Origin of the sequence: Sorangium sp. So ce295, assembly GCF_051527405.1 — a bacterium.
In the GTDB taxonomy this organism is placed as follows: Bacteria; Myxococcota_A; Polyangia; order Polyangiales; family Polyangiaceae; genus Sorangium; species Sorangium cellulosum_B.
On the sequence record NZ_CP150324.1, the window covers coordinates 1,429,046 to 1,446,609 of the forward strand.

General features: G+C 68.9%; 15 protein-coding genes. 9 read left to right on the plus strand and 6 right to left on the minus strand.

All coding sequences use genetic code 11. The features are described from left to right. Nucleotides 1–162 precede the first annotated feature (162 nt). The 7 genes from WMF11_RS05310 (at nt 163) to WMF11_RS05340 (ending at nt 7,013) form a co-directional block, all read left to right on the plus strand. Nucleotides 163–549: a VOC family protein gene (locus tag WMF11_RS05310; RefSeq protein WP_437549822.1), complete on the plus strand. Its 387-nt coding sequence runs from the start codon at nt 163–165 to the stop codon at nt 547–549. Nucleotides 550–624: 75 nt separating this feature from the next. Beyond that, nucleotides 625–1,110 (plus strand): DUF1579 domain-containing protein, encoded by a 486-nt coding sequence (locus WMF11_RS05315; protein ID WP_437976655.1) that lies wholly within the window; start codon nt 625–627, stop codon nt 1,108–1,110. A 134-nt stretch (nt 1,111–1,244) separates the two neighbouring features. After that, entirely contained in the window at nt 1,245–1,475 is a 231-nt protein-coding gene (locus tag WMF11_RS05320; protein WP_437976656.1) for a hypothetical protein, read from the plus strand. A gap of 613 nt (nt 1,476–2,088) precedes the next feature. After that, nucleotides 2,089–2,469, plus strand: coding sequence for a hypothetical protein (locus WMF11_RS05325; protein ID WP_437976657.1), 381 nt, complete (start codon nt 2,089–2,091; stop codon nt 2,467–2,469). 169 nt (nt 2,470–2,638) lie between these two features. Next, nucleotides 2,639–2,968 carry a hypothetical protein gene (locus WMF11_RS05330; protein WP_437976658.1) on the plus strand — a complete coding sequence of 110 codons (330 nt, stop codon included), beginning with the start codon at nt 2,639–2,641 and terminating at the stop codon, nt 2,966–2,968. A gap of 204 nt (nt 2,969–3,172) precedes the next feature. Next, nucleotides 3,173–4,906 carry an SEL1-like repeat protein gene (locus WMF11_RS05335; RefSeq protein ID WP_437976659.1) on the plus strand — a complete coding sequence of 578 codons (1,734 nt, stop codon included), beginning with the start codon at nt 3,173–3,175 and terminating at the stop codon, nt 4,904–4,906. A 187-nt stretch (nt 4,907–5,093) separates the two neighbouring features. Then, complete coding sequence (locus WMF11_RS05340) at nt 5,094–7,013, plus strand: ATP-binding protein (RefSeq protein ID WP_437976660.1); 1,920 nt, start codon at nt 5,094–5,096, stop codon at nt 7,011–7,013. 18 nt (nt 7,014–7,031) lie between these two features. Here the strand turns inward: WMF11_RS05340 and WMF11_RS05345 are convergent, their stop codons facing one another. From WMF11_RS05345 to WMF11_RS05355, 3 genes are all read right to left on the minus strand, one after another. Next, nucleotides 7,032–7,862, minus strand: a complete 831-nt coding sequence (locus WMF11_RS05345; RefSeq protein WP_437976661.1) for a hypothetical protein — start codon at nt 7,860–7,862, stop codon at nt 7,032–7,034. Next, a complete protein-coding gene (locus WMF11_RS05350; RefSeq protein ID WP_437976662.1) occupies nt 7,859–9,409 on the minus strand; it encodes a DUF5924 family protein in 1,551 nt (516 codons plus the stop codon). Before WMF11_RS05350 ends, WMF11_RS05345 begins: the two co-directional genes overlap by 4 nt. A gap of 331 nt (nt 9,410–9,740) precedes the next feature. After that, on the minus strand, nt 9,741–10,289 hold the full coding sequence (locus tag WMF11_RS05355) for a glycoside hydrolase family 11 protein (protein ID WP_437976663.1): 549 nt from the start codon (nt 10,287–10,289) through the stop codon (nt 9,741–9,743). Here WMF11_RS05355 and WMF11_RS05360 point away from each other — a divergent pair. Together WMF11_RS05360 and WMF11_RS05365 are read left to right on the plus strand one after the other, a co-directional pair. Next, nucleotides 10,288–10,818, plus strand: coding sequence for a hypothetical protein (locus WMF11_RS05360; RefSeq protein ID WP_437976664.1), 531 nt, complete (start codon nt 10,288–10,290; stop codon nt 10,816–10,818). The genes WMF11_RS05355 and WMF11_RS05360 overlap by 2 nt on opposite strands. Nucleotides 10,819–11,239: 421 nt before the next feature. Further along, complete coding sequence (locus WMF11_RS05365) at nt 11,240–12,895, plus strand: glycoside hydrolase family 30 protein (RefSeq protein WP_437976665.1); 1,656 nt, start codon at nt 11,240–11,242, stop codon at nt 12,893–12,895. Between the two features lie 116 nt (nt 12,896–13,011). Here WMF11_RS05365 and WMF11_RS05370 read toward each other — a convergent pair whose 3' ends face one another. The 3 genes from WMF11_RS05370 to WMF11_RS05380 form a co-directional block, all read right to left on the minus strand. Further along, complete coding sequence (locus WMF11_RS05370) at nt 13,012–14,211, minus strand: alpha/beta hydrolase (protein ID WP_437907322.1); 1,200 nt, start codon at nt 14,209–14,211, stop codon at nt 13,012–13,014. Nucleotides 14,212–14,376: 165 nt separating this feature from the next. Further along, on the minus strand, nt 14,377–15,597 hold the full coding sequence (locus WMF11_RS05375; RefSeq protein WP_437976666.1) for an aldose epimerase family protein: 1,221 nt from the start codon (nt 15,595–15,597) through the stop codon (nt 14,377–14,379). 527 nt (nt 15,598–16,124) lie between these two features. After that, nucleotides 16,125–17,306: an N-acetylglucosamine-6-phosphate deacetylase gene (locus WMF11_RS05380; protein WP_437907325.1), complete on the minus strand. Its 1,182-nt coding sequence runs from the start codon at nt 17,304–17,306 to the stop codon at nt 16,125–16,127. Nucleotides 17,307–17,564 lie beyond the last annotated feature (258 nt).

Sequence of the window (17,564 nt, forward strand, 5' to 3'; positions counted from 1 at the left end):
GCGCGCGATGAAACCCGTCTCACCCTCCGCGGGTGGTGTCCTAATTTGCCCGGAGAGAGTCCACATGAAGGCGGGAAGATCATCGATCTCTTCTTCCCGCCTTCCCGCCTTCATGTTCAAATTAGGACACCACCGGAGAACCAGCCACCCGGAGGAGACTCCATGAGCTCGCACCACAAGCCCGACACCTACAGCACTGTCTCGCCGTACCTGATCGTCGACGGGGCGAGCGCCACGATCGACTTCCTCGTGAAGGTCTTCGGCGCGGTCGAGCTGCGCCGCTTCCCGAACGCCGAGGGCAAGCTCCAGCACGCCGAGGTGCGCATCGACGACACGGTGGTGATGATCGCCGATGGCGCCGACGGCTGGCCGCCGATCCCATCGTACGTGCATGTCTACGTGTCCGACGTGGACGCGACCTACCGGCGCGCCCTCGAGGCGGGCGCGACCTCGGTGCAGGAGCCCGTGAAGAAGGCGGATGAGGACAAACGGGGTGGCGTGAGGGACGCGGGGGGAACGACGTGGTGGATCGCCACCAAGGTGGAGTAGGCTCCTCGCGCTCGCCGGCGCGCGCGGAGCGCCGGAGCGAACCCCACGATACAAGCGCTGCACCAGGAGAAGCCGATGACGACGACGACCGGATCGCAGAATGTGCACCCGTGGCTGGAGCAGCTCGTCGGGGAGTGGACGAGCGAGTTCGAGGCGCCGGCCGAGCCCGGTAAGCCGCCGCAGACGTTCACGGGGACGGAGATCGTACGCTCGCTGGGCGGGGTCTGGGTGGTGTGTGAAGGGCGCTTCGAGACGCCGGGAGGCGTGGGGATCAATCTGATGACGCTCGGCTACGACCCGCAGAAGAACAAGTTCATCGGGACCTTCGTCGGCGCCATGATGACCCATCTGTGGGTCTACGAGGGCTCGCTCGACGCGTCGGAGCGGGTGCTGCGGCTCGACACCGAGGGGCCGGGGATGGAGCCGGGGGCGGGCCTGACGAAATACGTCGACTCGATCGAGCTGAAGAGCGACGACCATCGGGTCCTGACGTCGCGCATGCTGAGCCCCGACGGGGCGTGGCAGGAGGTCATGACGATGAACTACCGGCGCAAGAAGTGACCGCCGGCGACGGCTGCCCACGACCACGGACGCGCGGGGCGCGGCGGCACGATGATCGGGCGCGCCCCCGTCGCGGGAAGGACCTGTCGAACAGTCCACGAACTCGCACCCTGCTCGGCACGGGAAGTGACGAGGTGCAGCTTCCCGGAGGCCGGTCTCGACTGGAGCGCCGGGCACACCGACCCGTCAACCCGGGCGTGGGCTGGTGGGACCGCCCTCCGAGCGTCGCCGAGCGCACCCAGATCGCCCTCTTCAATGCGAGCCGGCTCGCCGCCGCCTTCGAGCTCGGCCGCCGCTACCACGCCGCCCGCGCGCGCCGGGGCGCGCTCCTCACCCATGGCTGCGCGCGAGCGTCCCGCAGGTGATCGTGCCGATGTTCGCCAATCAGCGCTACTGGGCCTCGCGCGTCCGCGCGCTCGGGATCGGGACGTCCGACGGTCGTGGAGCGCTGAGCGCGGAACCCCTGCTGACCGCGTCTGGGGACCGGCCCGCGCACTGTCTCTTCCGGACACCTCGTGTTCAGCTCCTCTCGCCCCGGCCTGGTTGCCGCGAGGACGACGAGCCGGCCATGGCCTCGTCTTGCTCACGATCGATGTATCGATGCGTGTTCAACCAGAGTCGCTTTCCGCAGGGAGGTATCGGATCGCCCACAAGCATGTCTGCCGACCCGGGGCACACCCCGCGGCTGGGGCTTGACGTTTCCTGAGCGTTTGGGTCTCCTTCTCTCCTGCCTCGTGCGAGGCAGCACCAGAACAGTGCCAAGTGGGTCCTCACCGCTGATTTGACATCCCGCGCGCGTGGGGGGAAGCCACTGGCGCGCTGTCTCCTCCGGACACTCAGATCGGCGGTGAAGACCCACTCAGTCGCTGATTCCATGTCCTGCTCTCAGGAGAACCTCATGCGGAAGTCGTTATTGGGAGCCCTCGCCCTGCTCGTCGTGGGCTGTTCAGGGCCTGACGTCTCGAGATTCGAGGGAACGTGGAGGGCAGTAGGCGGCCGGGGCACCAGCTCGTGTTACGGCGACTGGGAGCTGCGGTCCTCCTCAACATCCGGCTACGCGAAGGAGAAGACAGCGACCTCGAGTACATCACGCTCGATGAGGAGGGTCAACCCTGGGGAAGCTGCATCTATGGTTACTCCGTGGAGGGTGAGGTCGCGACGTTGGACGGCCAGCAAACATGCGTCCGCACGGGTTTCCCGGAGTACATCGAGATGCGCTGGATCTACACGAGAGACGACATCAACCTTGTCGATCACTGGATGCGTGAGGACGGGGAGGCAGTCGTCGAAACCGATCTGTTCGATGGAACGACGGAAACCTGCAACGAGACGTACACCTATGAATTTGTGCGGCCCTGACCAGGCGCGTAGGTAAAAGAAGCCGGACCGCAGCACGAGGAAGTGTGGCGCGGCAAACCGGAGTGGCGGGACCGCGGCGCCGCACGAGCCGGCGCTGCTCGGCGCGGCGAGGGCGTTCGCGTGCCTGTGCCCGACGACCGAGCGCGACCTCGGCGACGGACTGCCCGACGTGGGCGCGCTGCGCGCGGCGGGCGCGCGGCTGTGCGTCGGGATCGACAGCCACGTGATCACCGATCCGTTCGAGGACATGCGCGGCGTCGAGCTCGGCGAGCCGCTGCGGACGGGCCGCCGCGTGACGCTGCGGGGCGAGGGCGGGGCGACGCCCGCCGAGGTGCTCTGGGAGATCGGCTCGCAGCGGGGGGCGGAGGCGTGCGGGTTCGCGGATCCCGGCGGCAGCATCTCGGTGCGCCGGGACGCGCCGGCGCTCGCGATGGTGCGGGAGGAGCGGCTGCTCGACGCGGTGATGTACAGCGGGAGCCCTGTGATCGTCGAGGGGTGAGCGGCTCCGACGCGCGGCGGTCGACGTGACGCTGGCGCCTGGGGACGTCGAGCTGCCCGCCGGTGCGATCGCGCTCTCGCCGGGGTATCCGGGCTGGAGGCTCGACACGATGAATGTCTGTTCGCGTCGGGCGCCCCAGGCAGGATCCATTGTCTTTGGATGCGCTTTCAGGTAACCCTTCGGGCCATGCGCCAGCCTGGACTCATGTTCTCATTGGCATCGACGTTCCTTGCCGCGTGCGGAGGCGCTGGCGGAGAGATCGTTCGACCGAACGACATCACCGGCACCGACGCCCTCGGCACGACCGTGCAGCCTTGCGGCGCCGAGCCAAAGCTCGCGCAGGCGCTGGTCGTGGACCTCGACGCATCGTCGCGTGTCGACCTCGAAGCATCGATGAAGAAGGGCGTCGCCATCGTCGCGTACGACTGCAAGAGCTTGCGTGTCCTGCCCTCGTGCAAGCTCGCGAACGGCGACTACGAATATGCGGGCGTCAGCCGCAAGGAGCAGGTCGTCCAGATGACGAACCAGGACGATCTCAACGTGAACCTCCCCCTCAGCGCCGGGAAGATCGGCGCCGACATGAAGTCCGGCAACTCGATCGATCTCGCGCTCGTGCTCGTCGGGAGGCGCGCGACGACGGTCGAACACATCGATCGGGCCGAGCTGACGGGGAGCTGCGACGGCGCGACGCACTTTCTCCAGTCGGCCTCGCTCGGGGCGTTCTCGATGACGACAGGCTCCGCCGGGAAGATCATGGCCGTCGCCGATCTCTTCAAGATCGGCTCGTCGGGCTCGAGCTCCGCGTCACGCAACGCTTCGAGCACCGACGGCTCGCTCGAGGCCTGTCGCACGGCGGACCCGGACGCGCCGAGCCCGCCGCCGGAGTGCCGGTCGCCGCTCAGCGTCCAGCTCCATCCGCTCGGGGGTGCGAGCGCGGCCAAGGAGCCGCACGGGAAGGAAGGCAAGAGCGGGAAGGAAGGCAAGGAGCCGACGCCGCAGGAGAGCCCCTGCCCCCGAGACTTCGTCTTCAGCGGCGGGATCTGCACGCGCGCGGGCGAGGCGGCGCACCTGTGCAAGCCCGAGAATGGGCCGGATTGCAGGGAGCAGTGCGAAAAAGGCAGCGCCGAGTCGTGCTACAACTACGCTGCCGGAAAGACCGTCGAGAAGAACGAGCGAGAGGCTTACTACAAGAAGGCCTGCGACGGCGGCGTCGCGAACGGCTGCGGGTGGTACGGGCTCTACCGCTGGCAGGGGGGAGACCACTCGAAGAGCCCGGCGAACAAGGAGGCGATCGAGCTCGCTCGGAAGGGCTGCTCCATGGGCGGGAGCGAGGCATGCACGATGCTCGGCGACTTCCTCTGGGGTTATGAGTCGGCCGGCCCGTTCTCCGACCTGCCGGGCGCGGTCCGCGCGTACGAGCGCGCGTGTGCGCTCGGCGACGGCGAGGGCTGCTCCGCCAGCGCCACGCAGTACCTGCTCGGGGAGGGGGTCGGGAAAGACGAGGTGAAGGCGTTCGCGCTCATGAACCGCGCCTGCTACGGCGGCTATCCATCCGATTGCGTCCGCCTCGGTGAGCTCCTCGCCAAGTCCCGAGACCATGCCGACACCGTCCGCGCGCTCAGCGTCGCTCAATTCGGCTGCGCCCAGGAGGCCGATCTCTGCTCGTTGGCGTCGAAGGTCGCGCTCCGCATCGGCAAGGACGCGGACGCGTTCGCCCTCGCGAAATCCGGGTGTGATCGCAGGGCGGTCTGGTGCGAAGAGGTCGGGGACCTGCACGCCGAGGGGAAGGGCGTTCCGAAGGATCTCGACAAGGCGAAAGAGAACTGGCGAAGGTCGTGCGAGGCGATGCGGGCCGAAGGGCTCGACGGGTCCGACGTGTGCGCCAAGGCGAACGGCGCGCCGAAGCAGCCTTCGTCGTCTCCGAAGAAGAAGAGATAGCGGCCGACCGAGGCGGGGCGCCGGCGCGCCGTGGCGCGGGGGGATCGAGGCAGGCCCGGGCCGAGCGGGCGAGCGTGAAGCGCGCTCACACGGGGGGGTGGCGTGGGGTTTGTGAGGAGCTGCTCCCCGCGTCTTGCCTGCGTCATGCATGGGTAACGAACGGCCAAGGAAAGAATGGCTCGACTGGATGCCTCTGGCGGCGCTGCTGCCGATCGGCATCGTCTTGCTCCTGAGCCTCCACGAGATCCAGGACGTCCATCGCAGGAACATCGCGGCGACCCTGCAAGCGGTGCTCTCGACGACCCGCGAAGGGCTCTTGACCTGGGCGCGGCAGGTGAAGAGCGCCACGGGGTTCTGGGCGAACGAGCGGAGGGTACAGCGCGCGGTCGCCGCGCAGGTCGAGCTGCGCCGCGGCGATGGCTCGCTCCGCGATAGCCCGTACCTCCAGGATCTGCGGCTGGAGCTGGGGAACGTCGTCGAGCGGCAACAGTGCCTCGGCTTCGACGTCATCGCGCTGGATGGCACCCATATCGCCTCGGATCGCGATGAGCTCCTCGGCACCAAGACGCTGAGCGCCCACGACCCGGACACCATCGCCGCGGCCCTGCGCGGCTCGACCGTCATGGGTACTCCGTTCGCCATGCGGTCCCCCGTCCTCGGCAGGGTCACCCCCGTCCTCGTCGTCGCGGCGCCGGTGCGCTCGGTCGCCGGGGAAGGGGAGATCATCGCGGCGCTCGCCTTCCGCATCGATCCCGGGAGGGAGCTCACGCAGATCGCCCATCGCGGCCAGGTCGGCGCGGCGGGGGAGACCTACGCGTTCGACAGGCACGGCCGCGTCGTCACGGAGCTCAGGTTCGCCCAGAACCTCCGCGAAATGGGCCTCCTGGCGGCCGGCGAGCGCACGAGCCTCAACGTGCAGATACGCGATCCCGGGGGCGAGGCGCCGGAAGGCTCCGGGCGCATCTTGCCCCGTGCGGAGCAGCCGCTCACGCGCATGGCGACCAGCGCCATCGCGGGGATCGCCGGCGTCGACGTGGAGGGATACCGCGATTATCGCGGCGTCGAGGTCGTCGGCTCGTGGCTGTGGGATCAGGAGCTCGACCTCGGCCTCGCGACCGAGATCGACAAGGACGATGCCTATGGCGTCTATGTCGTGACGCGCCGTGTGGTCCTCACCGCCTGCGGCGTGATGCTGCTCGCCACGCTCGTCCTGACGATCCTGCTGCAGCGGCGCGCGAAGGACCCGGCCACCGGCGTGCAGCGCGAGCAGGAGCTGCGCAGGGAGCTCGAGGATCGTGTCCGCCGCCTGGAGTGCGCGGAGACCGAGCTGAAAGACGCCATCCGCGTCCGCGAGGAGTTCCTGCGGTTCGCCTCGCACGAGCTGCGCACGCCGCTGACGAGCCTGCGGCTCCTGTACGAGCACATGCTGCGGTCGCGATCGCAGCCCCTCATGGTGACGCTGGGCTCGAAGGACATCAGCCGCTTCTTGAAGGTGTCCTCGCGGGAGCTCGCCCGGATCACGCAGGTCATCAACAACATGTTCGTCGTCGCGAGCTTCGCGACCGGCCCGCCGGCGCTGAACCTGGAGAGGACGGAGCTCAACGAGGTCGTGCGCAGGACCGCCCGGCAGGTGACAGAGCAGCTCGAGGCCGACGGGTGTTCCCTCGAGCTCCAGCTCGATCGATCCGTGTTTGGCTACTGGGACGACGCGCGCGTCGAGCAGGTCATCACGAACCTCCTGTCGAACGCGTCGCGGCACGGCGCTGGACAGCCGATCACGCTGTCGGTCGTCCGGCAGGCCGGCTTCGCGGTGATCTCCGTGCGCGATCGCGGCGTCGGCATCACGCCGGAGCAGCGGGACAGGCTCTTCGAGCCGTTCCGGTGGACCCCGGAGGCGCACAGCGGGCTCGGCGTCGGGCTCTACGTCTGCAGGCTGATCGTGTGGGCGCACGGCGGAGAGATCGTCGTCGAGAGCGAGCCAGGTCAGGGCACGACGTTCCGCGTCCGGCTGCCGCTGCCTCCGGAGATCGAGGGAGGCGACGCCGCCCTGGCGCCCGATGGCGAGCGGAAGCCGGCGGAGGAGCGGAGCAGCGGAGGGACGGAGTAACGGGAGCAGGCGAGCGGCTCATCCCATCGCGCCCGCGATGAGCTGCGCCCCCCTCAGCAGGACCGCCACGACCGCCCCGACGTTCCACGCGCGCGCGAGCCACCACTGCACCTCGGCGCCGTTGATCCACGGCGGCACCCACGCCGGCGGCGCCAGCAGATCGGCGACGGTGAGGACCCGCTCGCGCTCCTGCGCCGCGCGGTAGCCGCCCTCGCCGCCGCGGACGTGCTCCTCCGCCCGCACGAGGGCGAGGAGCCGCGCGCCGCGCCCCTCCGGGAGCAGCGCCGCGCCCGCGCGCAGCGCCTCCGGGGTCGCGGGCAGCTCGACGGCCCGGCCGCGCTGCGTCAGGCGGAGCGCGCCGTCCCCCGCGCGCTCGACCCGCGCGCGGACCCAGCCCTCGGAGCGCTCGCCGCGGAGCACCGACGAGAGCGAGGCGAGCTCGGGATCGGGGCCCAGCCGGGGCGCGCGCTCCCCCGGGAGGACGCGCGCGGCGAAGAGCCAGAGGGCGATAGGGAGCACCGACAGGAACGGATTCAGCGCGAGCAGGCTGGTCACGCCCGCCACCCCGTCGAGCACCGGCAGGGCGAGCACGCCCGCGCCCGCGAAGGCGCCCACGGCGATCGTCGCGCCGAACCCGCCGACGACGCCGACGGCGACGTTGCCGATCGCGACGACGCCGACGGCGACGTTGCCGATCGCGATGAAGCCGCGCGCGACGTTGCCGATCGCGATGAAGCCCGTGACGACGTTGCCGAACACGAGGAACCCGTTCGCGATGTTGCCGGCGTCGACCCAGCGCGCGCGCTCTGCGCCGCTCGCCGCGCCTCCGCCCCGGAGCGGCCAGCTCATTCCGTCACCTCGAACGAGGTGCGGCCGACGAGCTGGCCGTCCTCGGTCTCGACATCCACCGTCCAGCGCCCCGCCAGGCGGCGCGGCAGGCTCCCGCCCACGAGCTGCGACTTGAGCCGCACCGCGCCCTCCGGCCCGGGCACGCGCAGCGTCTCCTCGGGCGCGCGGAGGACCTCGCGCCCCTCGCGCCGCCAGACGTGGAGCAGCCGATCGCCGTCGCCGCCCGGCACCACCACGTCGGTCACCGCGCGGAGCTCGCGGATCACAGAAAAATGAAGTGATTTCACGGACATGGCGAGACGTCCGTCCGGCAGCACCGAGGGGCCCACGGCCGCGGAGGACAGGTGCATCGGCACGGGCGGGATGAGCTCGCGCGTCCCGTAGGCGAGCCCGACCCCGGCGGCCATCGCGACGACGAGGAACACGGCGCCCATCCGGCTCCAGAGGGCCCCGAGCGGCAGGTGCAGGGTGCAGAAGCCGAGCACGGACACGAGGGCGGCGGAGAGCAGCGTGTACAGCGTGCGGGTGTCGGGGAGGAGCGCGGGGATGACGAGGTTCAGGCAGGCGAACAGCGTCACCCCGTAGAACACCGACGCGAGGGTCTTCCAGCGCATGAGCACGCGGTCGAAGACGAGGTCGAGCGTCGAGAGCACCGCGCAGGCGGCGAGGAGGAGGACGAACCACCGGTTCGGCGCGTCCAGGCTGGCGCTCTTCCAGTAGAACGGGAGGAGGAAGAAGAGCATGCCCTGATAGAGGTTCTTCAGGACATAGGTCATCACGAGGAAGCGCAGCCGGGCGCCGCGCCACGCCGTCGCGAAGTCCTGGCGGGCGCCGGTGCCGAAGAGCCGGAAGAAGAGGAGCACGAGCAGCCAGGCGACGCTGACCGTGACCGCGAGGAAGCGCGCGTGCTGGAACCCCTTCTGCGCGAAGGTCACGACGAAGGCGCCGAGGCTGAGCGCATACGCGGTGTGCAGCCACCAGAGCTTCTTGTGGTGGCGCTTGAGGAAGGCGCGGGCGGACGATCGGAGGTCCCCGGGCTTGCCCTCGTCCTCGGCGTTCAGGTCGACGTAGGACGCCTTGGGCTCGGCCTTGACGGTCGGCGCGTTGTCGTCGTCCGCTGCCCCGCCGCGCGCTTGCCGCTCGGGCATCTTGAGCGTGCGGTCGTCGTGCTCCCCGCCCGGGGTGCTGGCCCTGGCCGGCATGCGCAGGGTGGCCTCGTCCCCGGCCTGGGCGCCGGCCCTGGGTGGCATGCGCAGGGTGGCCTCGTCCCCGGCCTGGGCGCCGGCCTTGTGCGGCATGCGCACGGTGGCCTCGTCGGTCGCCGGAGGCCGGGCCTGTCCGGCCGCGTGGGGCGGGGCGTGGCCCGGCGAGCGATCGGGCTCGTCGCCCGGCATGTACATGATCGTGGGCGCCTCTCCGAACGCCTCCGGGACGCGCGTCTTGTGGACCTGCGTCGTGGCGCTGGAAGGCGGCGACGGCAGAGAGGGCGCGTTCGCGTGGGCCCCGGGGGCCGGGGCGTCAGGGGAGCGCGGCGCGTGCTGTTTCATGTCCGGCCCGCAGCGTACCCGACGGGCGGTCCACCTTCGAGCGCCGCACGAGCGGGCCGGCGCGGCCGGCGCTCGGGGGCGCGCAGGGCGGCGAGCGCCTGGACGGGGCGCGTGTCGTCGTCCTGAACAACCCCCTCATGGGTCGGCATCGGTCGGCATCTTGCCGGGAAACGGAACAGGGAGACGGTGAGATCGTCGGGATGTTACTCCCCGTCTCCCCGCCTCCCTGTGAATCCTCCCCCCTCGAAGAATTCGAGGGGATGCTTCAGCTGCCCGTCGTTGCTCCGTTCAGGGACGGCCGTCGGCCGAAACGATGCTCAGGGCTCGGCGCTCACTCGATCGAGAGCTTCACATCGGCGCTGCCGCTGCTTTGATAGCCTTCCACGACCAGCGAGACCTCATAGAAGGTCCCCAGGGTCAGCCCCTGCTTCCCCCACGCGTCGAAGTGGTTGCCGACGGTGATGGTTCCGCTCGTGCGCTTTTGCTGCCGGACGCTCCAGAACTGATAGAAGGTCGCATTGCCGTCGATGGACGGCTGGTTGACTCGCTGGGTCTTGTAGATGTCGTAGGTGCCTCCGTCGCTGGTGACGGTGCCCACGAACCCCTCTCCGCCCGGCGGACGCCAGTTGCCCCAGCTATCGACGATGTAATACTCGATGAGCGGGTTCCTCGTCCACCCATAGACAGACAGGTAGGAGTTGCCGTTCGGCCGGTAGTCGGCCTCGTAGGTGACGATATTGTTCTTCCCGCCCGGCCTCAAGCCTTTACGGCCCAGCAGGTTGTTGATGTTGTTCCAGTCCACGCGGAAGCCATCCGCCGTGTTGACGAGGCACCCGTTTCCTCGGTCCTTCCAGTATTCGAAGGTGAGCCCGCAATGCATGCCTGTCCTGTCGCTGCAGACCTCCAGGTCGGCTTCCGTGCACCGGGTGGGTGTGCCGGTCCCGGTCGTGGACGTGGTGCTGCTCGCGGTCGTGGTGCTCGTGGTCGAGCTGCTCGTGGTCGAGCTGCTCGTGGTCGAGCTGCTCGTGGTCGAGCTGCTCGTTGTCGAGCTGCTCGTTGTCGTGGTGCTCCCGCCCCCGGACCCGTCAAAGCCCCCGGCCCCGCTCGTCGTCGACCCGCTCGTGGTGGTGCTGCCCGCGGTCCCGCTCGTGGTCGACCCGCCCGGGCCCGTCGTGGTGCCGGTGGTGCCTGTGGTGCCGGTGGTGCCGGTGCTGCCCGCGGTCACGCCGCCCGTCCCAGCAGACGAGCTGCCCCCCGCCCCGGTCTCAGCAGATGAATCGTCCGGCCCCGCGCACCCCACGGCGACGAACCCTAAAGAGATAGTAAAAACTTTTAACAAAGTTAAACGCACAGCGCCTCCTTGGCTAGATGACTCAATTCCCCGCAGCCGCTCTCGTGATCATGGCTAGCACCAGGACTCGGTGGCGACAACGACCCGTAGAGCCCTTCCAGCCGCTGGTCCAAGTCCCGCCCTCGGCTCGATCCGGTTAAGTTGCGGACGAGGTCGCACAGCCGCCCCGGTACGGTGGGTCTGCGAACAGCTGCCGAGGCACGCGCTTCCCCCCGTCACCCTGGATCCCTGACGCGCTGGAGCCTTGACGCGCTGAGTCGCGTGAAACAGCGCAAGAGAACTACATGAGGACGGGAATATGGGATCGGCTCGGGTCCCATCTTCCACGCTCCGGGCCGCCATGCTCTAATGTTGCGGTTCTTGGGAAGACGCTGCCTGTTCGGCGCCTTGCCCGGCCGGACAGGTCATCGGCCACCTGAGAGAGCTGTTGAGACCTCTCACCGTGGAGCGACCGGTCGCCGGCTCTCGGGGACGACCCCATGATGACCAGGACGTCGAGAACCTCGTCCCTCCTTGCGATCACCCTGGTCCTCGTATCGGGCTGCGGTCGTGATTCGGCAGCTCCCTCGGACGAGGCCGGGTCGAACGGTGGAAGCGGCGGCGCGCCCTCGACCGGAGCAGGAGGAGCCGCGGGCTCCGGCGGGGCGCCAGCGGGCTCCGGCGGGGCGCCAGCGGGCTCCGGCGGGGCGCCGGCGGGCTCCGGCGGGGCAGGGGCGGCGAGCGCGGCTTCGACCAGCGGCGGCTCGTCGGGCGCGAGCGGGGGCGCGCCGGGCGAGCCTCGCCCCACGGTGACCGCCGCTCCGGGCACGGAGCTCGTCCGGGTCGATACGGACGTGATGCACCAGTCCTTCGAGGGCTGGGGCACGAGCCTGTGCTGGTGGGCCGATCACGTGGGTGGATGGCAGGAAGCCAGGCGCAACGCCGTGGTCGACGCGGTCGTCGATCCGGTGAATGGCCTCGGCTACAACGTCTTCCGCTACAACATCGGCGGCGGGGAGAACCCGTCCCACGAGCACATGAAGGAGCACCGCGAGATGCCTGGATTCCAGAGCGCCGACGGGACCTTCACGTGGGCGAACGACGAAAGGCAACGCGCCATCCTCCTGCGCATCGCGGAGCGCGGAGCGGATCTGATCTTCGAGGCGTTCTCCAACTCTCCCCCCTACTGGATGACGAACAGCGGTTGCGCCTCGGGCAGCAGCAACGGCAAGGACAACCTCAAGGCGGACCATTACGACGACTTCGCCCACTACCTCACGGAGGTCGTCCGTCACTACAGGGACGAGCACGGGATCACCTTTCGCACGCTGGAGCCGCTGAACGAGCCCTTCGCCGACTGGTGGAAATCGAACGGCTCCCAGGAAGGATGCCACTTCGACCGGGCGAGCCAGGAGAAGATCATCCAGGAGGTGGCCAAGCAGCTGACCAGCAAGGGCCTCGGCGAGACGGCGGTCAGCGCGTCGGACGAGAACAGCATGGATGATGCCGTCCGGAACATCGGCGCCTTCGGCGCGGGGACGCTCGCCGCTTTCCAGCAGCTCAACGTCCACTCCTACGCGGGCAGCCAGCGCAGCGAGCTCCGGCGGCTGGCGACCAGGCTCGGCAAGCGGCTGTGGCAATCGGAGTCGGGGCCGCTCGGGCAGAACATCAGCGACGACACGGACGCGGCGCTGTTCATGGCGGAGCGCATCATCGACGATCTGCGCGAGCTGAAGCCGGAGGCCTGGGTGGACTGGCAGTCGGGCGATCCGTCGCGCAGCTGGGCGAGCTTCACGCTGAACGACCGCGAGCAGTCCTTCGCTCCCATCAAGCGCTTTTACATGCATGCCGGCTTCAGCCGTTACATCCGGCCCGGCGCGCGCTTCGTCGACGTCGACAGCGAGGACATGGTGGCCGCGGTCAGCGCCGACGGGGGCTCTCTCTCGCTCGTGGTCCGCAACGGCGATCGCAACGCGAGCCGCGGCTACACGCTCGATCTCACCCGGCTGCCCACGGTCGGTCCCGCCGCGGAGGTGCACCGCACCTCGCGCACGGAGGACCTCGATCGGCTCCCCGACATGGCGATCGAAGGCTATCGCCTGGTGGTGACGGTCCCGGCCTTTTCCGTCACCACCTTCGTCATCCCGATGCCCTGATTTCGCCTGGCTCGACATCCATGGTCGAGCGTCGGACCGTCCGCTTCACGACGCTGTGCGTCGGCGCGTCGTGCGGGGCGCTCGCGGGCTGCCCCCAAGGCCACCGGCCCGTGTCGTCAATCGACCGGATAGCCCCGCCACATCCAGCGCAGCGTGTCGGGGAGCGTCTGCTTGATCACCCTCCCGTCGCAGTGGCCGGCGCCCTTCGCGTAGACGAAGCGGTAATGGTACCCCTTCTCCTTGAGGACCGCCGCCACGCGCTGGTTCGCCATCACCCAGTTGTGGTGGCTGGCTTCATCCCGGGTGCTGCCGAGGTCGTTCTCGCCGACCTGCAGGAAGACGCGCAACGGCTTGGGCGGGCTGTCCCGGATGAGCCCCTCCGTGTACTCCCAGGCGCCGTCGGGATACTCGGCCTCGGTGGGCGCGATGGGGTTCTGCTGGTCGACGAACGTGCCGGCGTAGGTGACGATCTTGCGGTAGGTGTCGTGGCCGAACCAGCCCATGGTCAGCGCCGCCGCCCCGCCCGAGCTGCACCCGTACGAGGCGCGGCCATCCGGGTTGCTCGTGAACTTCAGGTTGGGGTACGCGGCGCGGACGGCCTGGTCGTTCTTGACCGCCTCCAGGAGCTCCGTATCGACGAACCTCTGATAAGCGTCCGACATGGTATCGTATTCGAGCCCCCGCTCGCTGCCGTACGAGTCGCCCCCTCCGCTCGCGGCGAAGATGGTGATGACGCTCGGGAAGCGGTTGTCCGGATCCGCGACGAAGTTGTTGATCGTGTTGATGATCTCGTTCCTGTCCCGCGCGTCCTGGACGACCATGAACGGCGCCTCCGCGCCGTCGACGTACGTCGCCGGGATCGCGACCTCCACGCGGCGGTTGAAATCCCCCTTGGCGTTGTCGTTCAACGTCGGATCGTGGCCGGTGAAGATCTTGCTCTCCCGGGACGACAGGGTGAACGTGAACGTCCGCCCCTGGGGAACGCCGTCGATCCTCCTGATCTCCGGGGCGTCCCGGTAGTCAGGCCCGATCTCGAAATCGCCGTCGCCTTCGGTGCCGACCGGATCGACCGTCCCGCCCTGTCCTCCCCCGCCGCTCGGGTTCGGGTCGTCCGTGCCGCCCGCGCCCGAGGTGCTGCCGGTGCTGCTCGAAGAGCTGCTGCTCGAAGAACTGCTGCTGCTGCTGCTCGAAGCGCTGCTGCTGCTTTCTTTTCCTCCGCTGCCGCCCGAGCCGTCGGCGGCGTCGTTGTCGGACCCGCAAGCGGCGATTGAAAGCGCGACGAGGAGTGAGATACTGCACGGGATCGACCGGGTCATGGATCCTCCTGGGATGAAGTTGCCGCCCGCCATTGGCGTGTGCGGCGCCGACGTCAGGCCGCAGCGCTCGCGCGCCGGTGGCGGACGTAAAGCCGATTGAAGCCGATTGTGACGTTCGCGTGAGCGCGCAGGCGCCGCGAGGCAGCGCGGGTGACCGCCGACGAGCTACTCGGTGGTGAACCGGAAGACGGCCGTCTGCGCGTAGCGCTGGCCGGGCTTGAGGATGACCTCGTTCTTCCAGGCCGGGACGTTGATCGAGTTCGGGAACTTCTGCGGCTCGAGGCACAATCCGCTGTACTGGTTGTACACCGCGCCGCCCTTGCCCTTGATCGACCCGTCGAGGTAGTTGCCGGTATAGAACTGGATCCCCGGCTGATCGGCCTCGATCGTCAGCACCCGGCCGGTCTTCGGATCCTTGACCCGAGCCGCCTCGCGGAGCTTGTGCGGGTCGCCGCTGATGACCATGTTGTGGTCGAATCCGACCGGCTTGCCGCCCATCGCCTCCAGGTCCTTGCCGATCGGCTTGGCGGCGGTGAAATCGAGCGGCGTCCCCTTCACCGGCTTGGTCTGGCCCGAGGGGACGCCGGTGGCGTCCGGCGGGGTGTAGCTGTCGGCGTGCAGCGTCAGCTCCTGGTCGGCGACGGAGCCCGAGCCGTGCCCTCCCAGGTTGAAGTAGCCGTGGTGGGCCATGTTGACGATCGTTGTCTTGTCGGTCGTGGCCGACATCTCGACCCTGAGCTCGTTCTTGTTGGTGAGCGTGTAGGTCGTGGTCGCGTTGACCGTGCCGGGGTATCCTTCTTCCCCGTCCTTCGATACGTACGTGAGCTTGATGGACGGGCCGTCCGGCGTCTCGGTCGCTTCCGCGTCCCAGACCACCTTGTCCCAGCCCTTCTTGCCGCCGTGCAGCGTGTGGGCGCCGTTGTTCGCGGAGAGCTTGTAGGTCTTGCCATCGAGCTGGAACTGCGCGTTCTTGATGCGATTGGCCACGCGGCCGACCGTCGCCCCGAAGTACGGGCTGCTCTTCAGGTACCCGTCGAGGTTGTCGTGGCCGAGGACGATGTCGCCCATCTTCCCTGTCCTGTCGGGGACGTGGAGCTCGGTCACCGTCGCGCCGTAGGTCATCACCTTCGCGACCAGGCCGTTCGCATTCGTGAGCGTGTAGAGGATCACCTCTTTGCCATCGGCGTTGCCGAAGGGCGCCTTGGAGACGGAAGCGGGCTTTGCGTTCACGGCTTCACCACCAGGCGGCTTGGATATGGCGGCCGGGGCCGCTGGAGCGGCGTCCGCCGCGGGGGCCGCCGCCGGCGCAGGCGCAGGCGGCGCTGCCGCAGGGGGCGTGTCGATGGCCTGCGCGCCGCCGCACGCGCCTGCGAGGCACGCCGTCATCGTCAATCCGAACCACGATCTCGTCCTACCCATCGCCATGCTGTTCCCTCCGCCACGATTGTCTCACCTGGATCGGCTCCACCTGAGCGAGCCCAGCGCAGGCGAGCCCCCGCGATCTCGTCACGGCCTGCGTTCACGACACCCGAGCGGAGCCGGCGCAGAGATCGATCCCGGTACAAAGGACCAGGAGTCCGGTGCGCACGACGGCTACCCGGGACAAAGCGAAACGATACCCTGAGACGAAATTGTGAACGTTCACATTCCCCATGTCAACTCAAATGAACCGGCGCGAGGCGAGCCTCGATCCCGAAATTGGAATCCACATCGAACAATACCGTGGCCCTGCGCCCGCCCTTTTGACGCGCCGCTCCGGAGGAGACTTGTCGGCCATCCGATGTCGAGCTTGGCCGGTCCTCCAGGCTGTGCCTCACGATGGCGCTCGCGCCGCTCGCGGCGTGCGCGTCGGCTTCCTCGACCACCGCGCCGTCAGCCGAGCATCACTCGAGCGAGCCGGCTCGCGAGCGGTGTCAGCGGGGTCTTGTTGGGTGCTCTGGGTCTGCGCAGTGCCCAGTTGAGGTATCGCCCATCACGATCGCCCGTACGTGCAACTCCTGCCCCGGCGACCAGTCGAACAGGATCAACTCCGCCGGCTCGCCGGCCTCGATCCGGCGCAGGGGCAGCCCGAGCAGGGCGCGCGGTCGGTTCGACGCCATGTCGATCGTGTCCGGCAGCGACGTCTCGCCCAGGTTGAGCAGGTTGCGCACGCACACGTCCGTGAACGCCCAGGAGCCAGCGAGGAAGCTGGTGCCGGGCACGACGATCTTGCCCGCCGGGAGGATCTCGAACTCCTGATCCCATTCGCGATACTTCCCCGGCGGCAGCCCGGCCAGGGGGTCCGCGTCGCACGTCACGATCAAACGGGCCGGCGTCTTGGCGCGGAGGATGCAGCGCATCACGGGGATGGGGAGGTGATGCCCGTTGGCGATGATGCTGGCCCAGAGCTCATCCGCCGCCAGCTGCTCCCAGAGGTAGTTGTCGTGCCGGGGCAGCATCGCATGGGAACCGTTGCCCAGGTGCGTGCTCATGCGTGCGCCGGCGCGGATCGCGTCGCGAATGCAGCTGGCCGACGCCGCAGTGTGGCCGATGGCGACGACCACGCCCGCCTTCGCCAGCTTCTCGATGAACGGCAGCGCCCCCGGAGTCTCTGGCGCCAGCGTCACCATCTTGATCATGCCGCGGGCGGCCTCGTCCTGAAAGCGTTGAAATTCCTCCCAGCTGGGTGGGCGGACATGGTGCCTCGGATGCGCTCCGCGCGGCCCGTCGTCCGGCGAGATGTAAGGGCCCTCCAGGTGAATCCCGACGATGGCCCGGCTCAACTCCCGATCCTCGTCGCACGCGGCGCGAAGGGTGCGGCATCCGTGCATCAGGGCATCGAACGAGCCGGTCACGAGGGTGGGGCAGAGCTGGGCGATGCCGTGTCGCTGGCACGTGTCCACGACGTGGCGGGCTTGTGCTCGTGTCAGCTGGAGGGAGTTGAAGCTGATCCCCCCGCAGCCGTTGATCTGCACATCGCATAAGGCGGGCGCGACCCAATCCGCCTCGTGATCGGCGGGGCCGGCGCCGGCGGACTCGACGCGCTGGATCGCGCCTCGCTCGCAGACGAGGTCGAGAGGCTGGCCCGTCCGATAATGCTTTGCCCGCACACGCATGACAGGGGGCCCCACGTCCGCTCGCGCTGCCCTCTCCCACAGGGCGAGGGGGTCTCGTCGACCTTCTGCTGGACGCGGACAGCGCCGTTCAACCGTTCATGGATCTGTCCGCGAGCCGGCGCGTCGGCATGTTGATGCTGAAGAATGAAGGGCGCAAGAGCGCCGGGGTGGATTGCTGATGGCCAGCGTTCACCGTCCGGATAGCTGGTGCCCTCGTCTCCTGTCCTCGTCTTGGCGTGTGTCCCAGGCGCTCCGCGG